At 30.7% G+C, this 15,745-nt stretch carries 19 protein-coding genes; 7 read left to right on the forward strand and 12 right to left on the reverse strand.

Annotated elements, in window-relative coordinates; all coding sequences use genetic code 11:
- Together CBF36_RS12610 and CBF36_RS12615 are read left to right on the forward strand one after the other, a co-directional pair.
- The coding region (locus CBF36_RS12610; RefSeq protein ID WP_133306813.1) for a transposase at window positions 1-824 on the forward strand (824 nt) is incomplete at its 5' end.
- Between the two features lie 15 nt (window positions 825-839).
- A complete protein-coding gene (locus CBF36_RS12615; RefSeq protein WP_125957663.1) occupies window positions 840-1,328 on the forward strand; it encodes a transposase in 489 nt (162 codons plus the stop codon).
- Here CBF36_RS12615 and mtnN read toward each other — a convergent pair.
- The 7 genes from mtnN to CBF36_RS06620 all read right to left on the reverse strand — a co-directional run bounded on the left by mtnN (window position 1,325) and on the right by CBF36_RS06620 (window position 8,670).
- Complete coding sequence (mtnN, locus tag CBF36_RS06590; RefSeq protein WP_125957664.1) at window positions 1,325-1,969, reverse strand: 5'-methylthioadenosine/S-adenosylhomocysteine nucleosidase; 645 nt, start codon at window positions 1,967-1,969, stop codon at window positions 1,325-1,327. The genes CBF36_RS12615 and mtnN overlap by 4 nt on opposite strands.
- Before the next feature lie 96 nt (window positions 1,970-2,065).
- On the reverse strand, window positions 2,066-2,473 hold the full coding sequence (locus tag CBF36_RS06595) for a cytidine deaminase family protein (protein WP_125957665.1): 408 nt from the start codon (window positions 2,471-2,473) through the stop codon (window positions 2,066-2,068).
- Window positions 2,474-2,488: 15 nt separating this feature from the next.
- Complete coding sequence (locus tag CBF36_RS06600; RefSeq protein WP_125957666.1) at window positions 2,489-3,148, reverse strand: CPBP family intramembrane glutamic endopeptidase; 660 nt, start codon at window positions 3,146-3,148, stop codon at window positions 2,489-2,491.
- Between the two features lie 74 nt (window positions 3,149-3,222).
- A complete protein-coding gene (locus CBF36_RS06605) occupies window positions 3,223-5,052 on the reverse strand; it encodes a class C sortase (protein ID WP_243637989.1) in 1,830 nt (609 codons plus the stop codon).
- Window positions 5,053-5,162: 110 nt separating this feature from the next.
- On the reverse strand, window positions 5,163-5,825 hold the full coding sequence (locus CBF36_RS06610; RefSeq protein WP_125957667.1) for a pilin N-terminal domain-containing protein: 663 nt from the start codon (window positions 5,823-5,825) through the stop codon (window positions 5,163-5,165).
- A 252-nt stretch (window positions 5,826-6,077) separates the two neighbouring features.
- Complete coding sequence (locus CBF36_RS12270; RefSeq protein WP_165865406.1) at window positions 6,078-7,895, reverse strand: SpaH/EbpB family LPXTG-anchored major pilin; 1,818 nt, start codon at window positions 7,893-7,895, stop codon at window positions 6,078-6,080.
- Window positions 7,896-8,439: 544 nt separating this feature from the next.
- Window positions 8,440-8,670, reverse strand: a complete 231-nt coding sequence (locus CBF36_RS06620) for a hypothetical protein (protein ID WP_125957668.1) — start codon at window positions 8,668-8,670, stop codon at window positions 8,440-8,442.
- A 406-nt stretch (window positions 8,671-9,076) separates the two neighbouring features.
- Here CBF36_RS06620 and CBF36_RS06625 point away from each other — a divergent pair, with 406 nt between their 5' ends.
- The gene (locus CBF36_RS06625) at window positions 9,077-10,384 is read left to right on the forward strand and encodes a DUF3329 domain-containing protein (protein ID WP_125957669.1); all 1,308 of its coding nucleotides are present in this window, start codon (window positions 9,077-9,079) and stop codon (window positions 10,382-10,384) included.
- A 99-nt stretch (window positions 10,385-10,483) separates the two neighbouring features.
- On the opposite strand, the gene CBF36_RS06630 is transcribed toward CBF36_RS06625, so the two are convergent.
- Complete coding sequence (locus CBF36_RS06630; RefSeq protein WP_125957670.1) at window positions 10,484-11,107, reverse strand: sugar O-acetyltransferase; 624 nt, start codon at window positions 11,105-11,107, stop codon at window positions 10,484-10,486.
- 135 nt (window positions 11,108-11,242) lie between these two features.
- Between CBF36_RS06630 and CBF36_RS06635 the strand changes: the two genes are divergently transcribed.
- From CBF36_RS06635 to CBF36_RS06645, 3 genes are all read left to right on the forward strand, one after another.
- A complete protein-coding gene (locus CBF36_RS06635) occupies window positions 11,243-11,536 on the forward strand; it encodes a hypothetical protein (protein WP_125957671.1) in 294 nt (97 codons plus the stop codon).
- A 126-nt stretch (window positions 11,537-11,662) separates the two neighbouring features.
- A complete protein-coding gene (locus tag CBF36_RS06640) occupies window positions 11,663-12,292 on the forward strand; it encodes a helix-turn-helix transcriptional regulator (protein ID WP_125957672.1) in 630 nt (209 codons plus the stop codon).
- A gap of 57 nt (window positions 12,293-12,349) precedes the next feature.
- Window positions 12,350-12,868: an AAA family ATPase gene (locus tag CBF36_RS06645; RefSeq protein WP_125957673.1), complete on the forward strand. Its 519-nt coding sequence runs from the start codon at window positions 12,350-12,352 to the stop codon at window positions 12,866-12,868.
- 24 nt (window positions 12,869-12,892) lie between these two features.
- Here the strand turns inward: CBF36_RS06645 and CBF36_RS06650 are convergent, their stop codons facing one another.
- Genes CBF36_RS06650 through CBF36_RS06660 form a run of 3 tightly spaced genes read right to left on the reverse strand, consistent with a single transcriptional unit; the run spans window position 12,893 to window position 14,419 of the window.
- The gene (locus CBF36_RS06650) at window positions 12,893-13,420 is read right to left on the reverse strand and encodes a GNAT family N-acetyltransferase (RefSeq protein WP_125957674.1); all 528 of its coding nucleotides are present in this window, start codon (window positions 13,418-13,420) and stop codon (window positions 12,893-12,895) included.
- Between the two features lie 5 nt (window positions 13,421-13,425).
- The gene (locus CBF36_RS06655) at window positions 13,426-13,938 is read right to left on the reverse strand and encodes a DNA topology modulation protein (RefSeq protein WP_125957675.1); all 513 of its coding nucleotides are present in this window, start codon (window positions 13,936-13,938) and stop codon (window positions 13,426-13,428) included.
- A gap of 28 nt (window positions 13,939-13,966) precedes the next feature.
- The gene (locus CBF36_RS06660) at window positions 13,967-14,419 is read right to left on the reverse strand and encodes a GNAT family N-acetyltransferase (RefSeq protein WP_125957676.1); all 453 of its coding nucleotides are present in this window, start codon (window positions 14,417-14,419) and stop codon (window positions 13,967-13,969) included.
- 75 nt (window positions 14,420-14,494) lie between these two features.
- Between CBF36_RS06660 and CBF36_RS06665 the strand changes: the two genes are divergently transcribed.
- A complete protein-coding gene (locus CBF36_RS06665; protein WP_125957677.1) occupies window positions 14,495-15,121 on the forward strand; it encodes a sugar O-acetyltransferase in 627 nt (208 codons plus the stop codon).
- A 152-nt stretch (window positions 15,122-15,273) separates the two neighbouring features.
- Here CBF36_RS06665 and CBF36_RS06670 read toward each other — a convergent pair whose 3' ends face one another.
- The gene (locus CBF36_RS06670; RefSeq protein ID WP_125957678.1) at window positions 15,274-15,711 is read right to left on the reverse strand and encodes a GNAT family N-acetyltransferase; all 438 of its coding nucleotides are present in this window, start codon (window positions 15,709-15,711) and stop codon (window positions 15,274-15,276) included.
- Window positions 15,712-15,745 lie beyond the last annotated feature (34 nt).

Genomic DNA, 15,745 nt, shown 5'->3' on the forward strand with positions numbered 1-15,745 from the left:
TTCATTTTCGTAACCAATTGGTTACCCAAAAATTAATTGATGAGGAAGCTATTTTTATAGATGGTACCAAAATAGAAGCTAATGCTAATAAATATACTTTTGTATGGAAAAAAAGTATTAATAACTATGAAGTTAGCCTAACAAATAAGTCAAAAGAACTTTATCATCAACTTGTTCAAGAACAAATTATCCCTGCCATTCAAAATGAAGACGAACCATTACATCTTGAAAATCTAACAGAGATAACACACTCTCTAGAAACTGAAGTGAATAACCTCACTGATAAAATAAATAATGAGAATAATGTAGAGCAACGAAAAGCATTAAGAAATAAACGAATTAAACCAAGAAAATACCTTAAACAATTCAGAGATTTTAAAACTAGAACACAGAAATATCAAAAACAAAAAGCCATATTAAATAAAAGAAATAGCTATTCAAAGACAGATAATGATGCTACTTTCATGAGAATGAAAGACGATCATATGAAAAATGGGCAACTTAAACCTGGATACAATGTTCAAATTGCTACTAACAATCAATATGTACTAGCTTATGATGTATTCCAAAATCAAACGGATTTTAAAACACTTATTCCATTTTTAGAAACGATTAAAGATAATTATTTTAAACTTCCAAAATACATTGTTGCTGATGTAGGGTATGGTAGCGAAGAAAATTACCAAGCTATTATAGATGTCTTTGAAAGAATCCCTTTAATTACCTACACGATGTATCAAAAAGAATTAAAAAAGAAGCATAGAATCACCCCCTTTAACGTAACTAATTGGAGGTATGATGAATTATTAGATGTTTATTTTTGACCACTCAATCGTCGCTTGAAGTTTAAACGTTATTCTAAAAGAATTGATAAGTATGGTTTAAAGAGAAATCTAAAATTATATGAATGTGAAAGTTGTAAAAATTGTCCGATACGTTCATCCTGTACAAAAGCTAAAAGTGATAAAAATCGAGTCATTCAAAAAAATTATAATTGGGAATATTTTAAAGCTCACGCAAAAGCACTTATCAATGCAGAAGAAACAGGCAAAATTTATAAACAAAGAAAAATTGTAGAACCAGCTTTTGGAAATCTAAAGGCTAATTTGTCGTTCACTCGTTTCTCTGTTAGAGGAAAAGATAAGGTGATTAATGAGTTAGGTTTTGCATTAATGGCAATAAACATAAGGAAATTAACTGCCTATAGGCAGTTGAAAAGTACGAATGAACTCAAAAATAAGGATTTAAAAATGATATTTTCATTCTTAAATCCTTGTTTTTTTATTTTAGAGACTTTTGGGTCAGCCTCGCTTTTTCATTTCTTCTAATGTTCCAGTCCCTCTAAACAAAACTTCCCTACTTTATCGCTCACCAATTTGTCGTAATTTTCATAACATTCCGTTGCCAAATCAGATACGCCTCTAATAGATAGAAATGGCATGTCATTAATAAAACAAGTGTGGGCAATAGCACTTGTTTCCATATCTACCGCAACAGCATCAAAGGTTTCAATAATACGTGTCTTTTCATTATCATCTGCAATGAAAGATTCACCAGATACCATACAGCCTATGATTCCTTCTTTATGATACTTTTTAAATTTAGCTAACAACTGTGGGTCTGCTTTAAAAATGGACGTATGCGGAAATAATCGCTCCATTTGGTTTTTATCCACATCATGATGACTATATCTATCTCCTAAAACAATATCTAATGGTTTTAAACAAGGATGTAATCCTCCTGCTATTCCAATATTTAATAGGCAATTTGGCTCAAAATAATCAATCAATAATTGCGTATAAACCGTTGCATTCACTTTACCCACACCACTCACAACTAATACCAATTCATTTTCACCATAATCAGCTAAGTAAAACGTCTGCTTTTTTAATACAACAGAAGTGTATTGTAGTTGATTCTTTAAATAATCTAATTCTATTGGCATAGCACAGATAATTCCTATTTTCATGAGAGCACCTCATTCCATCTTTATTTTACTACTTATTTATTAAAAATAAACCACACACTAGATATTCGTCATACTCGTGTGTGGCTTATTATGATCTCATGTCCCCCACCATTTCGGTAACAAGTCTTTTAATGTTATGATTTCTCTAGTTTCATAATCAACCATGATTTGTGTTTCTTTGTTTTTAGGAGAAAATTGCATCAACGTTTCTCTACAAATACCACAAGGCATCCCCCGAGTATCACTTGGAGGTGTATCCCTAAAAGCAATGATTCTTTTAACTTGTGTTTCTCCACTTGCTTGATACATATTAATCAAGGCCATTCTTTCAGCACATAAATTTATCGTTCCGCCTGTTCCCTCAATGCAGTACCCTGTAAAAATCTTTCCACTAGCACTTTCTAACGCACAGACCACATGATTCGTATAGATAAAACTGTTTACTTCTGTGGGGTGATAATATTCTTTTGCTCGTACGTATAAGTCTTCCCAAATATCTGCCATAACATCCCTCTCTTTCTAACCAAAAAACAGAATATTAAATAGATTCCAAGTCATATGTAATAACATTGGTACAAAAATATTTTTACTTTTCATAAATGACCAACTAAACAGAATACCTAAAAGAAATACTTGGATAAATCCACCAGAGGAGATAATCCCATTAAAAGTATTCGTATAAATCCAGGTAGGAAAATGAATCAAAACAAATAGAATAGAAGATAAAATAATAGCATTCCATTTGGATACTTTTGTCAGTAATGAATTTAATAGCCATCCTCTAAAGACCATCTCTTCTGTTACTCCTACGAATAATACTGTATTAATCAGTGAAATAGGTTGAAAACTTTCACGTATAGCGATGTTGCCATATTGAATATAAGAAATAATAAGCAAATACATCATGATAGCCAACATCACCAAAAACCATGTCGTCCATTTAACTCGTCGACTAAATAAATCAGGGTACTTTATCGCTATTCCCTCGTTCTTCTTAATCAATAGAAAACTTGGTACTGTCCAGATCCCTAATTTAATCACTGTTTGGATAAGTGTTCCTGATACTTGAGATAGATTTAATAAAATTTGAGGTTTCACAACAAACTCATACACATTCCAAACGAAAAAGAATGTAATAATATAAAGGATTAACTGATTAAATGATTTTTTCTGTGACATATTTAACTCCTTTCAGTAACAACTAATTTTTATAGACAAAATCGAATTTTTCATTATCTTATTTCCTCTGTACGTTATCTTAAAAATCCCAATACGATAATCGGAAAAAGCAATAACAAAAATAAAGGAGCTGCTGTTTGAACTGGATTGGACAAGATAGACGATGCTAAATTTATTCCAAACTGACTCTTATATGTAATCGGATTTTTCGGAATGACTGTTCCATCAGAATTGTCATCCTTAACTAATTGAACTTGCTCCAACTGCTTATCCGTAGAATCTTCAATCGACGTTTGATTCGATAATTTCCCTTGTACTAACCTACGATACTTAGTTCCTATATCGCCCTCACATCTAATCAGTGTTAATTGTTCTGTTGGAACTTTTTTTATGACATCTACCTCTGTTTCATCTATCACTTTATTCACTGTTACATCAAAAGTGTAAATATTTTTAAAATCCGTTGCATACATCTTATCCCCTTTTTTTAATTTATCAATATCCGTTAGCAAAGCTGAAGAGCCTACAAGATTATGGGACATCAGAACATAATTATCCTTACCTAGTTCTTGATTTTTCCTGTAACTCGCTGCTCCACTTAATAAATTTGTGTTAGAAATACCTGAAAGTATCGGAACATCTATGGATACTGAGGGTATAACCAATCTTCCTATCCCCCAATCATTCACACTTTTATGAAAATCACCTAAAGCTTCTGCATAATCAGAAACGTTAACACTTCGTATTTTTTGTTCATCATAATTCCCTTTTAATATCTTGTCAGCATTATAGGCATACAATTCTTCCTGTGCACCTACATCTATTTTGCCAAATTCTGCACTTTGTTGCATCTGTGTAAATCCATACACTGCATAACACAATACACCTATCATTATAATTAATAATGCAATAAAAAACATTTTTATCACTTTAACAAGTGTAACAAGTTTTCTACGATATTTTTTAAATATTTTTTTGTTTTTCGTCATCATTTTTTCTTTATAATATCTATACAATAACCACAAAACAACAAATAGTGGTATACATACAGCTAACAATACCAAAACAATGACTTGATAACTTAATAAGTTTCTTCGTACAATATCTTTTTTAGCTGCTTCTTTATAACTAATACGATGGCCATTTACTAATAACCGATAAGTATTAATGCCTGGAGGTGTACAAGTTAGCAATGTAACGATGTCTTCTCCTGGTATAACGGCTACACTTTCAATATCCGACGGAAGAACTTCTTCAAAGGATTTTATTTCATATGCTAATTTTTCACCTAAAATATTAATAAAAAAGATATCTCCTTCTTTTAAATTTCTTATCTCAGAAAAAAGAACTTGATTCTTCATGCCACTATGCCCAGTTATCACCGATCGAGTATTTATTCCCCCAATTGGAATTGAAGATTGTTCAAAATGACCTAATCCTTTATCAAGTGTTTTGTAACTAGTACCATGATAAAAGGGAAGTGATTTTATATTAAGTGCAGGAACTTCAATCGTTCCCATGACATTTTGATTTTCCAAAAAACCGTTATAATCAATTTTTTTAGTATTTCGATTACCTTGTTGATTAGCATATATCTCTTTATTGTATTCCTTTGCCAACTCAATATTTTTATCAATATCTTTTTGAACGGTATCTTTCATTTCTTTATTATATTGATCTACAGCTTCACTACGATCTCTATTTGCTAAATAGTTACCTACTATTGGGTAAAGTAAAGCCCCTAAACCTAACAAAATCATTACCACGGCTCCTACTTTTAAAAAACTAAATCCATTATTTTTTTTTGAGGAGCTTTTTTTTCTATGACCATGTTTTCTAGATTTTTTTTTACTTTTATTTTTACTTGTGCTTTTGCTTTTTTTATTCATTTTATTACTACTCATTTTCTACCCACCTAATATGTACTTTTTTAGCAACTATTAACTTAGTGAATATTACTAAATAAGACACTATTCCATTAAAAAAGAAATAATGTCTTTTAGTTCTCTATCATTTAAATTTTTATTTTTTTAAATTGAAGCAAACCTACCATCCCCATACAACCAATTAATCCTATCATCCAATATAATTGATTTGATTGACCTATATCTCCATCTGTTTGTGGCAGTTTATCTGGTAGTTCTGGTTCTGAATCGAAGGTTTTAGATACCAAACTTGATTTAGGGTAGATATACACATCATTTAATAAACCACTTTTACTATCCATAGGGAGAGAAACTATAATAGGTTCCATTAAATTAGATAATAAATCATTAGGTAACTCTTTTATTTGGTAAATACCTTTCGATAATCCAACAATATCAGCTTCTCCAAATTGGTTTGTTGTAACTGTTTTTGTAAAGGCTTCTTTACCACTAACAACTTCATAAGAGCTATTTTGTGTCGCATCTAAATTAGAGTGTTTCAATGTCACTCGTGTAACAGTATACTGAATAGAAGAAACACCATTTAAAATATTTCCTTCCTCATCCTTAACCTCATCAAGTTTCAATCCATTATGAATCAATTCATTTTGAAGTTTTGTATCTTCACGTATACCTAGTTTTACAATGTGAATGCCATATGACCCATCTTCAGCATATAATTGAATAGGGAAGAAAGCGAATAGACCAATTAAATAAACTAACCATAATACTTGTTTTTTATTTAAATTCATTTTATGACTTTCCTCCTCTCAAGTAATCACACTATTTGAATGACTCCATTTGAATCATTCTTATAAATAGATCCAATTAACCTCTACTTAGCTATTATTTTTCATAACAAATTGGAATAGAACAACGAATGTCATATCCAAATAAAAAGATGATAACCAGTTTGGTTACCATCATTATGACTAAAGAAAGATTGGCAACCAGCTGCTATTGAATTAATAGCAGCACTATTAATTGCCAGCCATCCTTTATTATTAAGCACGTTTACGCTTGTTATCAACGGTTAACATTACTGTTCCTGTAAGAATCAATCCAATCGCAACAGCTATTACAATTGTTGTCCCAGTTCCACCTGTAAATGGTAGTTTTGTTACCTTTTGATTGGTAATTTCCAGATAAGATTTTGATGCAGTGTCCAACGTCACAGTAATAGGTATAGAATCTTTTATTAATTCATAGCCATCCGGAGACTTTGTTTCTACCACCCAATATGTTTTTTCAATATACGCAGGATCAGTTTTATCTTCCTCACCTGATTCTTGAATTCCGTTATCATTTGCATCATCAAACCAAATCAATTTCAATCCATTAAATGTTACTTTACCATTTGCATCACTGATACTTTTCATCAATGTTGTTCCTGCATTTGACGCTGCAGAAATGGCATCTTGCAATGTTCCACCAACTATCTTACCACCAGATACTTTACCATATCGTTTGCCATCTACTCCTAAAAAGATATTCTTTTTAGCATCTTCGTCACTATCAGCTATATGGAATTCTGCACCTGGAAGGTTTTCTGCACCTGATTCTGTTTCACCCTTTTTAGTTAAATCAAAACCGCCCGTATAATATTTAGGGTCATTCTCATTACGAGATATCACTGGTTTATTACCAGGAGTCAAAAATTTAACTTGAAAAGCATTTTTAATTGTACCGTTATAATTAACATCTGTTTTGGTTTTATAGACAACTCTTATTTGTTCATATATGTCAACCTTCTTCATTCCTTCTTTTGTCAGAACTACTTCTACTTCCTTAGTAGCAGCTGTTCCAGATTCTGTAATTGGTTTAGTTGTTTTATTTACTCCATTGACTGCTACAGAATAATCCGTCTTAAATGTTAAATCCACCCATTTTGCTTCGGCAACAGGAACAGATTGTTGCCCACCACCTCTTGCTTGAACAGTAACATCTAATAATTCCAAGTTTTTATCAAGAGTATCTAAAATTTTAAAGTAATTAGCAAAAATCTCATCACCCATATTGACATCTAGTTCAGTACCATCAATAACATTCCCACTATCATCATAAATAGGTTTAATTTTCATATCTTGTGAAGCTACTGTATATAAACCAGATGGAACATTCATTTGCGCTTCCCATGTAAATTCTTGACCCGCTTTAATTGAATAGCCATTTCCGCCATTGACTGTTTTGGTTGCATTCATTAATGTTTCTAAAATATTTTTAGGTTGAACAACGACATCATAGATTAATTTTCCAGTGTCTTCACGCTTAGTTTGCGGAATAGTAACAAAAAATGGATCGGCCGGCTTAACAACTTTCGGTACTACTCCACGATCGTCGGGTAATTCTGTCACTAAGTATGTACCATCAGCATCTAAACCAACACCAAATGAATAAGTTGCCTTTCCATTACTATCTGTTGTCACTATTTTTTCAAAGTCCTCAACAATGTCATAATCCACCCCTTCTACAACAGTCAATGGATCCTCCAATGGTTTAGGCGTACTTCTTGGAGCATATATAGGTCTTACACGTTGAATTTTAAACTTAATCCCCGGAAGCGGTTCCTTTGTTATACCATCAACTGCTTCACCTGTTCCTCGTTCATCGAATTCTGAGACATCTTTTGCAACATATTTATAAATAGTTAATGAACGTTCAGATGTTTCATCAGCTATTGGTCCTCCCACGACTTTTGCAGGTGCCGCTTCAACAACTGTTGAAGTAGCACTATGATTTAATAGACCAACATTCCCAAATAATGTAGTAGCTACTATTAACAAACTTGTTACTAAATTGACTTTAAATCTCCTTTTTTTCATAAAATATCCCCTTTTATAAACTTTTATATTTATAGTATACATTTTTTGAACAAGTGAATCAACATGATATTTATTACTAATTAATATAAACTATTGAAACATTTTAAATTAATGTAAGTAAAACTATTTAAATTATTACCAATAATTTATAACAATAATCTTATTGTAACTCAAAATATCTATTAACTAGTATTTTTATCTTTTCATATTCAAAATTAGCAAATTTTTAACAATACTATTTATATAATCATTGAAAACAATACATAAATAACAATTAACAAAAAATAATTACTATACATTACACTAAATAAACTATTAATTTACATAACACAATAAATAAAATGAACTTTCTGTTAAATTCCATTAAACTAAATTAAGTAAAATTTGTTTTGATGGGTACAAGAAGAACTCATTCCCATTAAAGATAAAACTTGAATTCAACAAAAATTAGACTATACATCACCGATAAAATATCGGTAATCTATAGTCTAAAAATTATTTTTTTTAATAATATCCCATTTTATCGGTATGCACATTTTACTTTTTATTGATAATAACCATTTGAATCCATGCTGTCATGACAATGATTCATTTGCGTCGTCATTCTTTGATGTTGTCTCATCATACCTTGTCTACTACCTCGATGTCTTTGAGAATAAGAATAATCATCTTGATTATAATCATTCATTGCATTGGCATAAACTAAACTTCCTGTAAACATTGTTAACATAACAATAACTGCACCCACCATTAAATGTTTCATCTTTTTATTCAATTTTATTTTAACCTCCTTTTATATACAAACGAAGTATACACTACTTATCAGTTCATTTCAATCTTATTTATTCAATTTATCAAACATAACACACAATTATTTACATTAGTAGAAATCATATTGATGAAAAAATGATACTTTTTTGACTACGCATATATTTCTTACCAGATACCTAAACTGTCCTAATCTTTTTAATCCTCAAAAAATATTACTAACAAGATTCCATGTGAAAAATAACAATATCCCACCTAAACATTTTTATTACTTTCCAAAATAATATAATTATTGGTAAATATTATTTTTATCCTACTTAATTACCAAACTTACCATTACATATTTCACTTTTTCCAAAAAATGTATATAATGAATTGATCTACCATAATTATACGAGGGAGTTTATTTTTACATGATTAATAGGAAAAGAATACACGTTGGGATTGTTTTTATTATTAGTTTTATTGCTGTATTTATATTAAATCAGCTGACTTATTTTACATCTGATGATTATACCTATCATTTTATCTATAAAGGTCATATGCCTACACCAGATATTGAAAAAATAGATGGTGTTAAATCTATCATTAAATCACAAATAAACCACTATAATCTTTGGAATGGGCGGTATCTCGCCCATAGTATCGTACAATTTTTTTTACAGTATGATAAAATTATTTTTAATATATTTAATACACTAGCTTTTTTATTGTTAGCGACTTTAATTTTCTTTATTGTAAATTCAGTTGTTAAAGTAAAAAGAACAGGCTTATTATTTACTCAAATTATATTATTACTATGGTTATTTATTCCAAGTTTTGGACAAACCGTATTATGGGTATCTGGCTCTGGAAATTATTTATGGAGTTCTCTTTTTTATACCGGCTTTTTATTATTTTGTATTAAAAATTTTAATGATAGTTTTATCGTGATTCTGAGTTCTATTGTCATTGGGTTTTTAGCTGGTGTAACCAATGAGAATTCAGGACCTGCAACCATTCTCATGGTACTGTTAATTTTTATTCTTAATCTATTTATTAACAATAAATTCAAGACTTACCAAATTATAGGAGCAATTTCGTCCATTATAGGCTTTGTTTCTATGATGTCCTCTGCTGGCTCCCTAAAACGAGGTAAAATGGATGTTACAACTGATATCATTTTAAATAATTTAAATGATATTTTTAAAAGTAGCTTGATACATTTTTACTATATTTATATTTTAGTATTGGTTCTCTTATTAATTCTTTCTCTAACGAAACAAGTTAATAAAAAAGATCTTCTCTTCATTTTTATCTTATCTATCGGGCATTTTGCTAGTATTTATAGTTTAATATTTGTTTCATACAAACCACTAAGAGTATTATTTGGTGCAGCAATCTTTATCATTATCATTGCCACATACCTGTTGAATCGTCTATACACATTCAAATATATGCAAATACTCATAACACTTGGATTATTATTATTTTCACTATATAACTATTACTATGCTATAAAAGATAATGCAACAACCTATTCACAAGTCATGGAACAAGTGACTATTTTAGAAAATGCAGAACCCAATCAAGATGTTACAGTAACAATGATTACTAGTCCAACAACAAACTATAATGCCTTTAATAGTACGGCTAACGTAAAACCTGATAAAGACGCTTGGTTTAACCAATGGATGGCTAAATACTTTAACGTTAAATCTATTACTGGAAAACCTAACTAAAAAGTGCTCGCTAATGAGCATTTTCATATTATAAACAAAGAACTTAACAAAAAAAGACAAACTAAGAAAGTACCGTTCACAGATACTTTCTTTTTTTATTTAATTCGCTCTTTTATCATGATAATCTTTCTTTTTTTGATTCCAAATAACGGTATCTTTTTCACTAACCTCACGAATTATTTTCGCAGGATTTCCTCCGACAATGGTATTATCTGAAACATCTTTTGTTACAACAGAACCTGCTGCAACTACCACGTTTTTACCAATCGTTACACCTGGTAAAACAATTGAATTAGCTCCTATCCACACATTATCTTTAATCACAATTGGATGACCAAACTCTAATTTTTCAATTCGGATATCTGGATCAATTGGATGACCTGCTGTATATAAGCCAACTCGTGGCCCTAACATCACATTATCACCAATAGTAATGCGATTAACATCTAAAAAAATACAATCCATATTAGCAAAAAAATGATCCCCTACTGTTGTATGTCGCCCATATCCAACATGAACAGGTGGCATAACATAAGGATTTTCTCCCGTTTCTGCAAATAATTCTTTCACTAATGCTTTAATTGTATCTTGATTCTCTAATGGCTCCATATTTATTTTTTGAGCTATTATTTTCCCGTGGAGTGATTTATTTTCATCAAAAATATGTTTTGACACGTACAATTCACCATTTAACATCTCTTCATATTCAAAATCATTAGACATATTTAACAGCACCACCTAATAATCATTTTTTATAACTATATATTAACAATTATGCATAAAAAAGTACACTAACTATCATTAATTTCCACCAACTCTTCATTTAAATGGTATAATAAATAAAAAGGAGACGATTTTATGTTACTAGCCACTACATTTTTCCTATTAGGACTTTACTGTCTATTTATTGCACCAAAATACAAATCTGTTATTGGATTCAGAGGTATCTTGTATCTTTTAAATAGATCAAATAGTTGGGCTACTACAAATAGACTATTTGGCATAGAATTAATTATTTTTAGTAGTCTTTTATTTTTTACACAAAACACAAAATTATTTGTCTTACTGATTGTTTTTTCTTTACTAACAACTGATTTATTGAGTTACTTATATAGCCAACAAAAAAAGAAATCATTTTCTAAATTTATCTAAAAACCTTTATTTATCAAGCGTTTTAACCAATGACACGAATTGTATCATACAAAAAACTACCATGATACATCTACTTTCTATCATATTTTACTCTGTTAATAAATAATACTGTTAGGAGGTAGAAAAATGATTATTTCAGAAAAAATAAAAGAAGAACGTCTAAAACATAATTGGACACAAGAAGAACTAGCTCAAATGTTGAATGTCTCACGCTCTGCTGTTTCAAGTTGGGAAGTTGGAAGAAATTATCCTGATTTGGAAACCATTATTGCGATGAGTGAATTATTTGATATCTCCTTAGATGACTTATTAAAAGGAGATAAAGAAGTAGTGGAACAAATTTCAGATGATACCAAAACAAGAAAAGACCAGTCAAAAAAAATTAGATGGTTAGTCATTACCATCATTGTTTTAATCAGTTTTGGGGGAATATTTGGTTACCGATCAATTAGAAATATTGATATTTCTTCAGATGATCAAATTCAACTTGTAACTGTTTTAAATAATGGCGATATTAAAGTGAACACATCCATTCCATTTTATCGTAGCATGTCATCTTATATGTCTAGTAAAGATACTGAAAGTAGCGTGATAGAAATAACTCTTGGATATAGTTTTGACTGGTCTTTTAAACATAAAGAAAGCATCGTCATTCCATATGATAAAGAATTCTTTAATGGCATTGATACACTCCATATCGTCAGTCCTGATGGTGAAGTGTTATCATCTATTCCTTTGAATGAAAAAAAGAATTAGATATTTCCTTTCCTTCCATGATATAGTTATCCAAACAAACAACAAGGAGAACAATATATGATTATTTGGATAAATGGGGCATTTGGCGCAGGTAAAACAACAGTGGCGACTGAATTAGTAAAACAGATTCAACCTTCCTTTTTGTATGATCCAGAAAATATTGGTGATATTTTTCGTTCAAACTTACCAATCAGTATGCAAAAAAGTGATTTTCAGTATTATCCTGAATGGCGTCAGTGGAATGTTTATCTACTTAAAAAAATTTATCAAGAATACGATGGAGATATCATTGTACCTATGACGATTTACAAAACAGAAGCTGTTTCTGAGATTCTTGGAAAGTTACGTGAAGAAAATATACCAGTTTGTCATATTCAACTCGATGTACCAAAAGAAACGATTATTTCAAGACTCCAAGAACGTCCTAAAGCATTAATTGAATGGGGTGAGAGTAAAGTCGATGAGATAATAGAAGCATTCAATGCTTTTCCACAAGACGATAAAATAATGAATGATGAGAGACCAATAAAAGAGGTCTTATCTGACATCATTAAAAAAATAGAACAGCAGAGATAATGTCAGTTATCCACTGCTGTTTTTTTAATTATCTATCCAATATCTTCTGACTAACTGACCGTCTGATTCATCCAATACTTTATTTTCAAGTATTCCACCATTCTGTTCAATCACTTTGGCTGATCCAACATTGTCATCATTACAAGTGATGAGGAATTTTTTAATAGGACTTTCTTTTTTCTCGGTTAACATCTCTTTAAGCATTCGGCTCCCATAACCTTTGTTTCTTTCAGACGGAACAACTGAGTAACCAATATGCCCGCCAAAATGAAACAAATACTCATTTAGCTCATGTCGAAAGTGAATCATCCCCACAATTTTTCGGTCGGTTTCTCTAATAAATAAATACTGCTCTCCAGTGACAAAATCCGGATTAGGAATTGTTTCGTTGGATTCGTATAATACAAGATGTTCTAACCAATCTAATATATTGACAAAATCTGATAACCCACTTGACCCGTCTATCCAATTAACACCTGATTGACTTAAAAATTCTGTTTTATAATCTAATATCTCTTTTTCCCATTCAATTGTTGGTTTAATTAATATCATTTTCGTCACATACTTTCTAAAGAATTTAAGAAATTATCTATTTCTTTTGAGTTCGTTAATTTGATTAAAGTTTGTTCACTAGTCAAATCCTTAAGATACGCCTCTATCAACGGCTCATGATTTTTAGGAAATTGCCAAACCCATCTGATAAACGCCCAATCTAATTTCTCTGGACAGTCTTCCTGCATATCAGGACGCGTTTTTCCACGATAACTGATAAAACGTTTGAACACATGATACAAACAAGTCATTCTTGAACGTTTTAAATAAATGATGGTGTCTGCTTCTTTTATCCGAATATCTAACGTGCTACTATAATTTCCATCAATAATCCAAGAATTTTGTTTAACTATATCATATAGTATCTCCCGTTGCTCTTCTTTCGTGCTCATTTTCCAGTGTGGTTTCCAAAATAATTTATCTAAATGATACAGTTTTATTGTTAAACTACCTGCTAATTGCTTTGCTATGGTACTTTTTCCTGTGCCAGGAGAACCTATGATTATCATTTTTTGCATAAATATCCCCCTTTAATATTAACTAACTTTATTTATAATCAACACGATACATTCTTACTGGTTCACCTGTCTCTTCTTCTTCCACTTCCCCATAATAAACCCAACCATACAGTTCATAAAATGTTTTATGATCTGTTATCAAATACAACGTTGTCACTTCTAAATTAGCCATGTCTTTGGTAATTTCACTCAACAACTGACCTGCGACACCTTGCGAACGGTATTTTTCTTCAACATATAGAGCACACAAATTAGGCGATAAATCTTTTCTGTTGTGAAAATCATTTTCTATCACCCCAGCTCCAGCAATGATTGTTCCTTGATTCATTATTACATACCATTGTGTGACATCTTCAGGGTATTCTATACTAGACTTCATGCTTTCATAGTAACTCTCAATAGGTACTCCCCATTTCTGATTAAACCAATGTGATGCTTGCTTAATAATTTCTGGGTGATTTCTTATTTTTAATATCTCCATTATGTCACCTAACTTTTCTTTTTATGGTATTCTCATTCTAACATGAAAAAAACATCTAACAGAAAGGAAAAAATCATGACAAAAGACTTTGACTATGAACAACTTTTAGCTGGGGAATTATACCTAGCTCAAGATATATTTGACGAAAATACTTCTTTAGAAGGCGAAAAGCTGAATCAAAAAATAAACATGGAACCCATTGAAAATTTTGATAGGATTGTAGCATTAGAAAAAGAATTATTTGGTAAAACTGGCACAAATATTTATATTCGCCCACCTTTTTATACTGATTATGGGAGACACATTGAACTTGGAGAAAATTTCTATGCCAATATGAATTGTACTTTTTTAGATGTAAACTATATTACATTTGGTGATAATGTCATGATAGGTCCTGATGCTTCGTTTTACACAGCCGGACATCCAACAGATGCTAATGTCAGAAATACCGGATTAGAATTCGGATTACCCATTACTGTTGAAGATAATGTATGGATTGGTGGACACGCAACAATTTTACCTGGGGTATCAATTGGCGAAAATGCTATTGTAGCAGCAGGTTCAGTTGTAACAAAAGATGTTCCTAAAAATACAATCGTAGGAGGAAACCCTGCAAAAATAATTCGCCAACTGAATGAAGAGGATAAAAACATTTGGAATCAAAAAATGGCGTCTTACCGTAAGAAGAAATTAAGACATTAAAACATAACAAAATTATCCAGTTAACTTTTTTCTAGTCCATCCTTTAACTGGATAAATATATTTTAGTAATCTCTTAAATAAATTAACAGACCATTTCTTAATGTCACACTCTTTTTATCTTTCAAATCATTGATACTCCTAGCATACTCATTTTATTCAATATTTTTCATAAACTGTTTTTGATTTTTTTTACTAATATATCCGAGAGATTCATAAAATAAATGTGCTTCTTTTCTTTCTTCTCCTGAATTTAATCTAATAGCTGTAATGTTACGTAATTTTGCTTCATGTTCCAATTCTAACATAAGTTGTTTACCGATACCTTGTCTTTGATAATCTCCTAATACAGCTAAACCTAAAACATTTAAAAGGGTTTCAAAATAAGTTGTTCTGTACACTTCAGCGTGTAAATAGCCAACTATTTTTTTCGTCGAACTGTCTTCATACCCTATCAAATAATAATGTTCTGTATCATTGATAATTCTTTCAATTTGATGTTTTGTCTGTTCTATTGGAAAGGCATAACCTAAATCTTCTGTATTTATCTGACATATTGCATTGGCATCTGTTAAATTTATTTTTCTAATCATTTTGTCTCTCCCTTATGATTAAACAAAAATCCAA

The sequence above is a fragment of the Vagococcus bubulae genome (assembly GCF_003950315.1).
Classification (GTDB): domain Bacteria; phylum Bacillota; class Bacilli; order Lactobacillales; family Vagococcaceae; genus Vagococcus; species Vagococcus bubulae.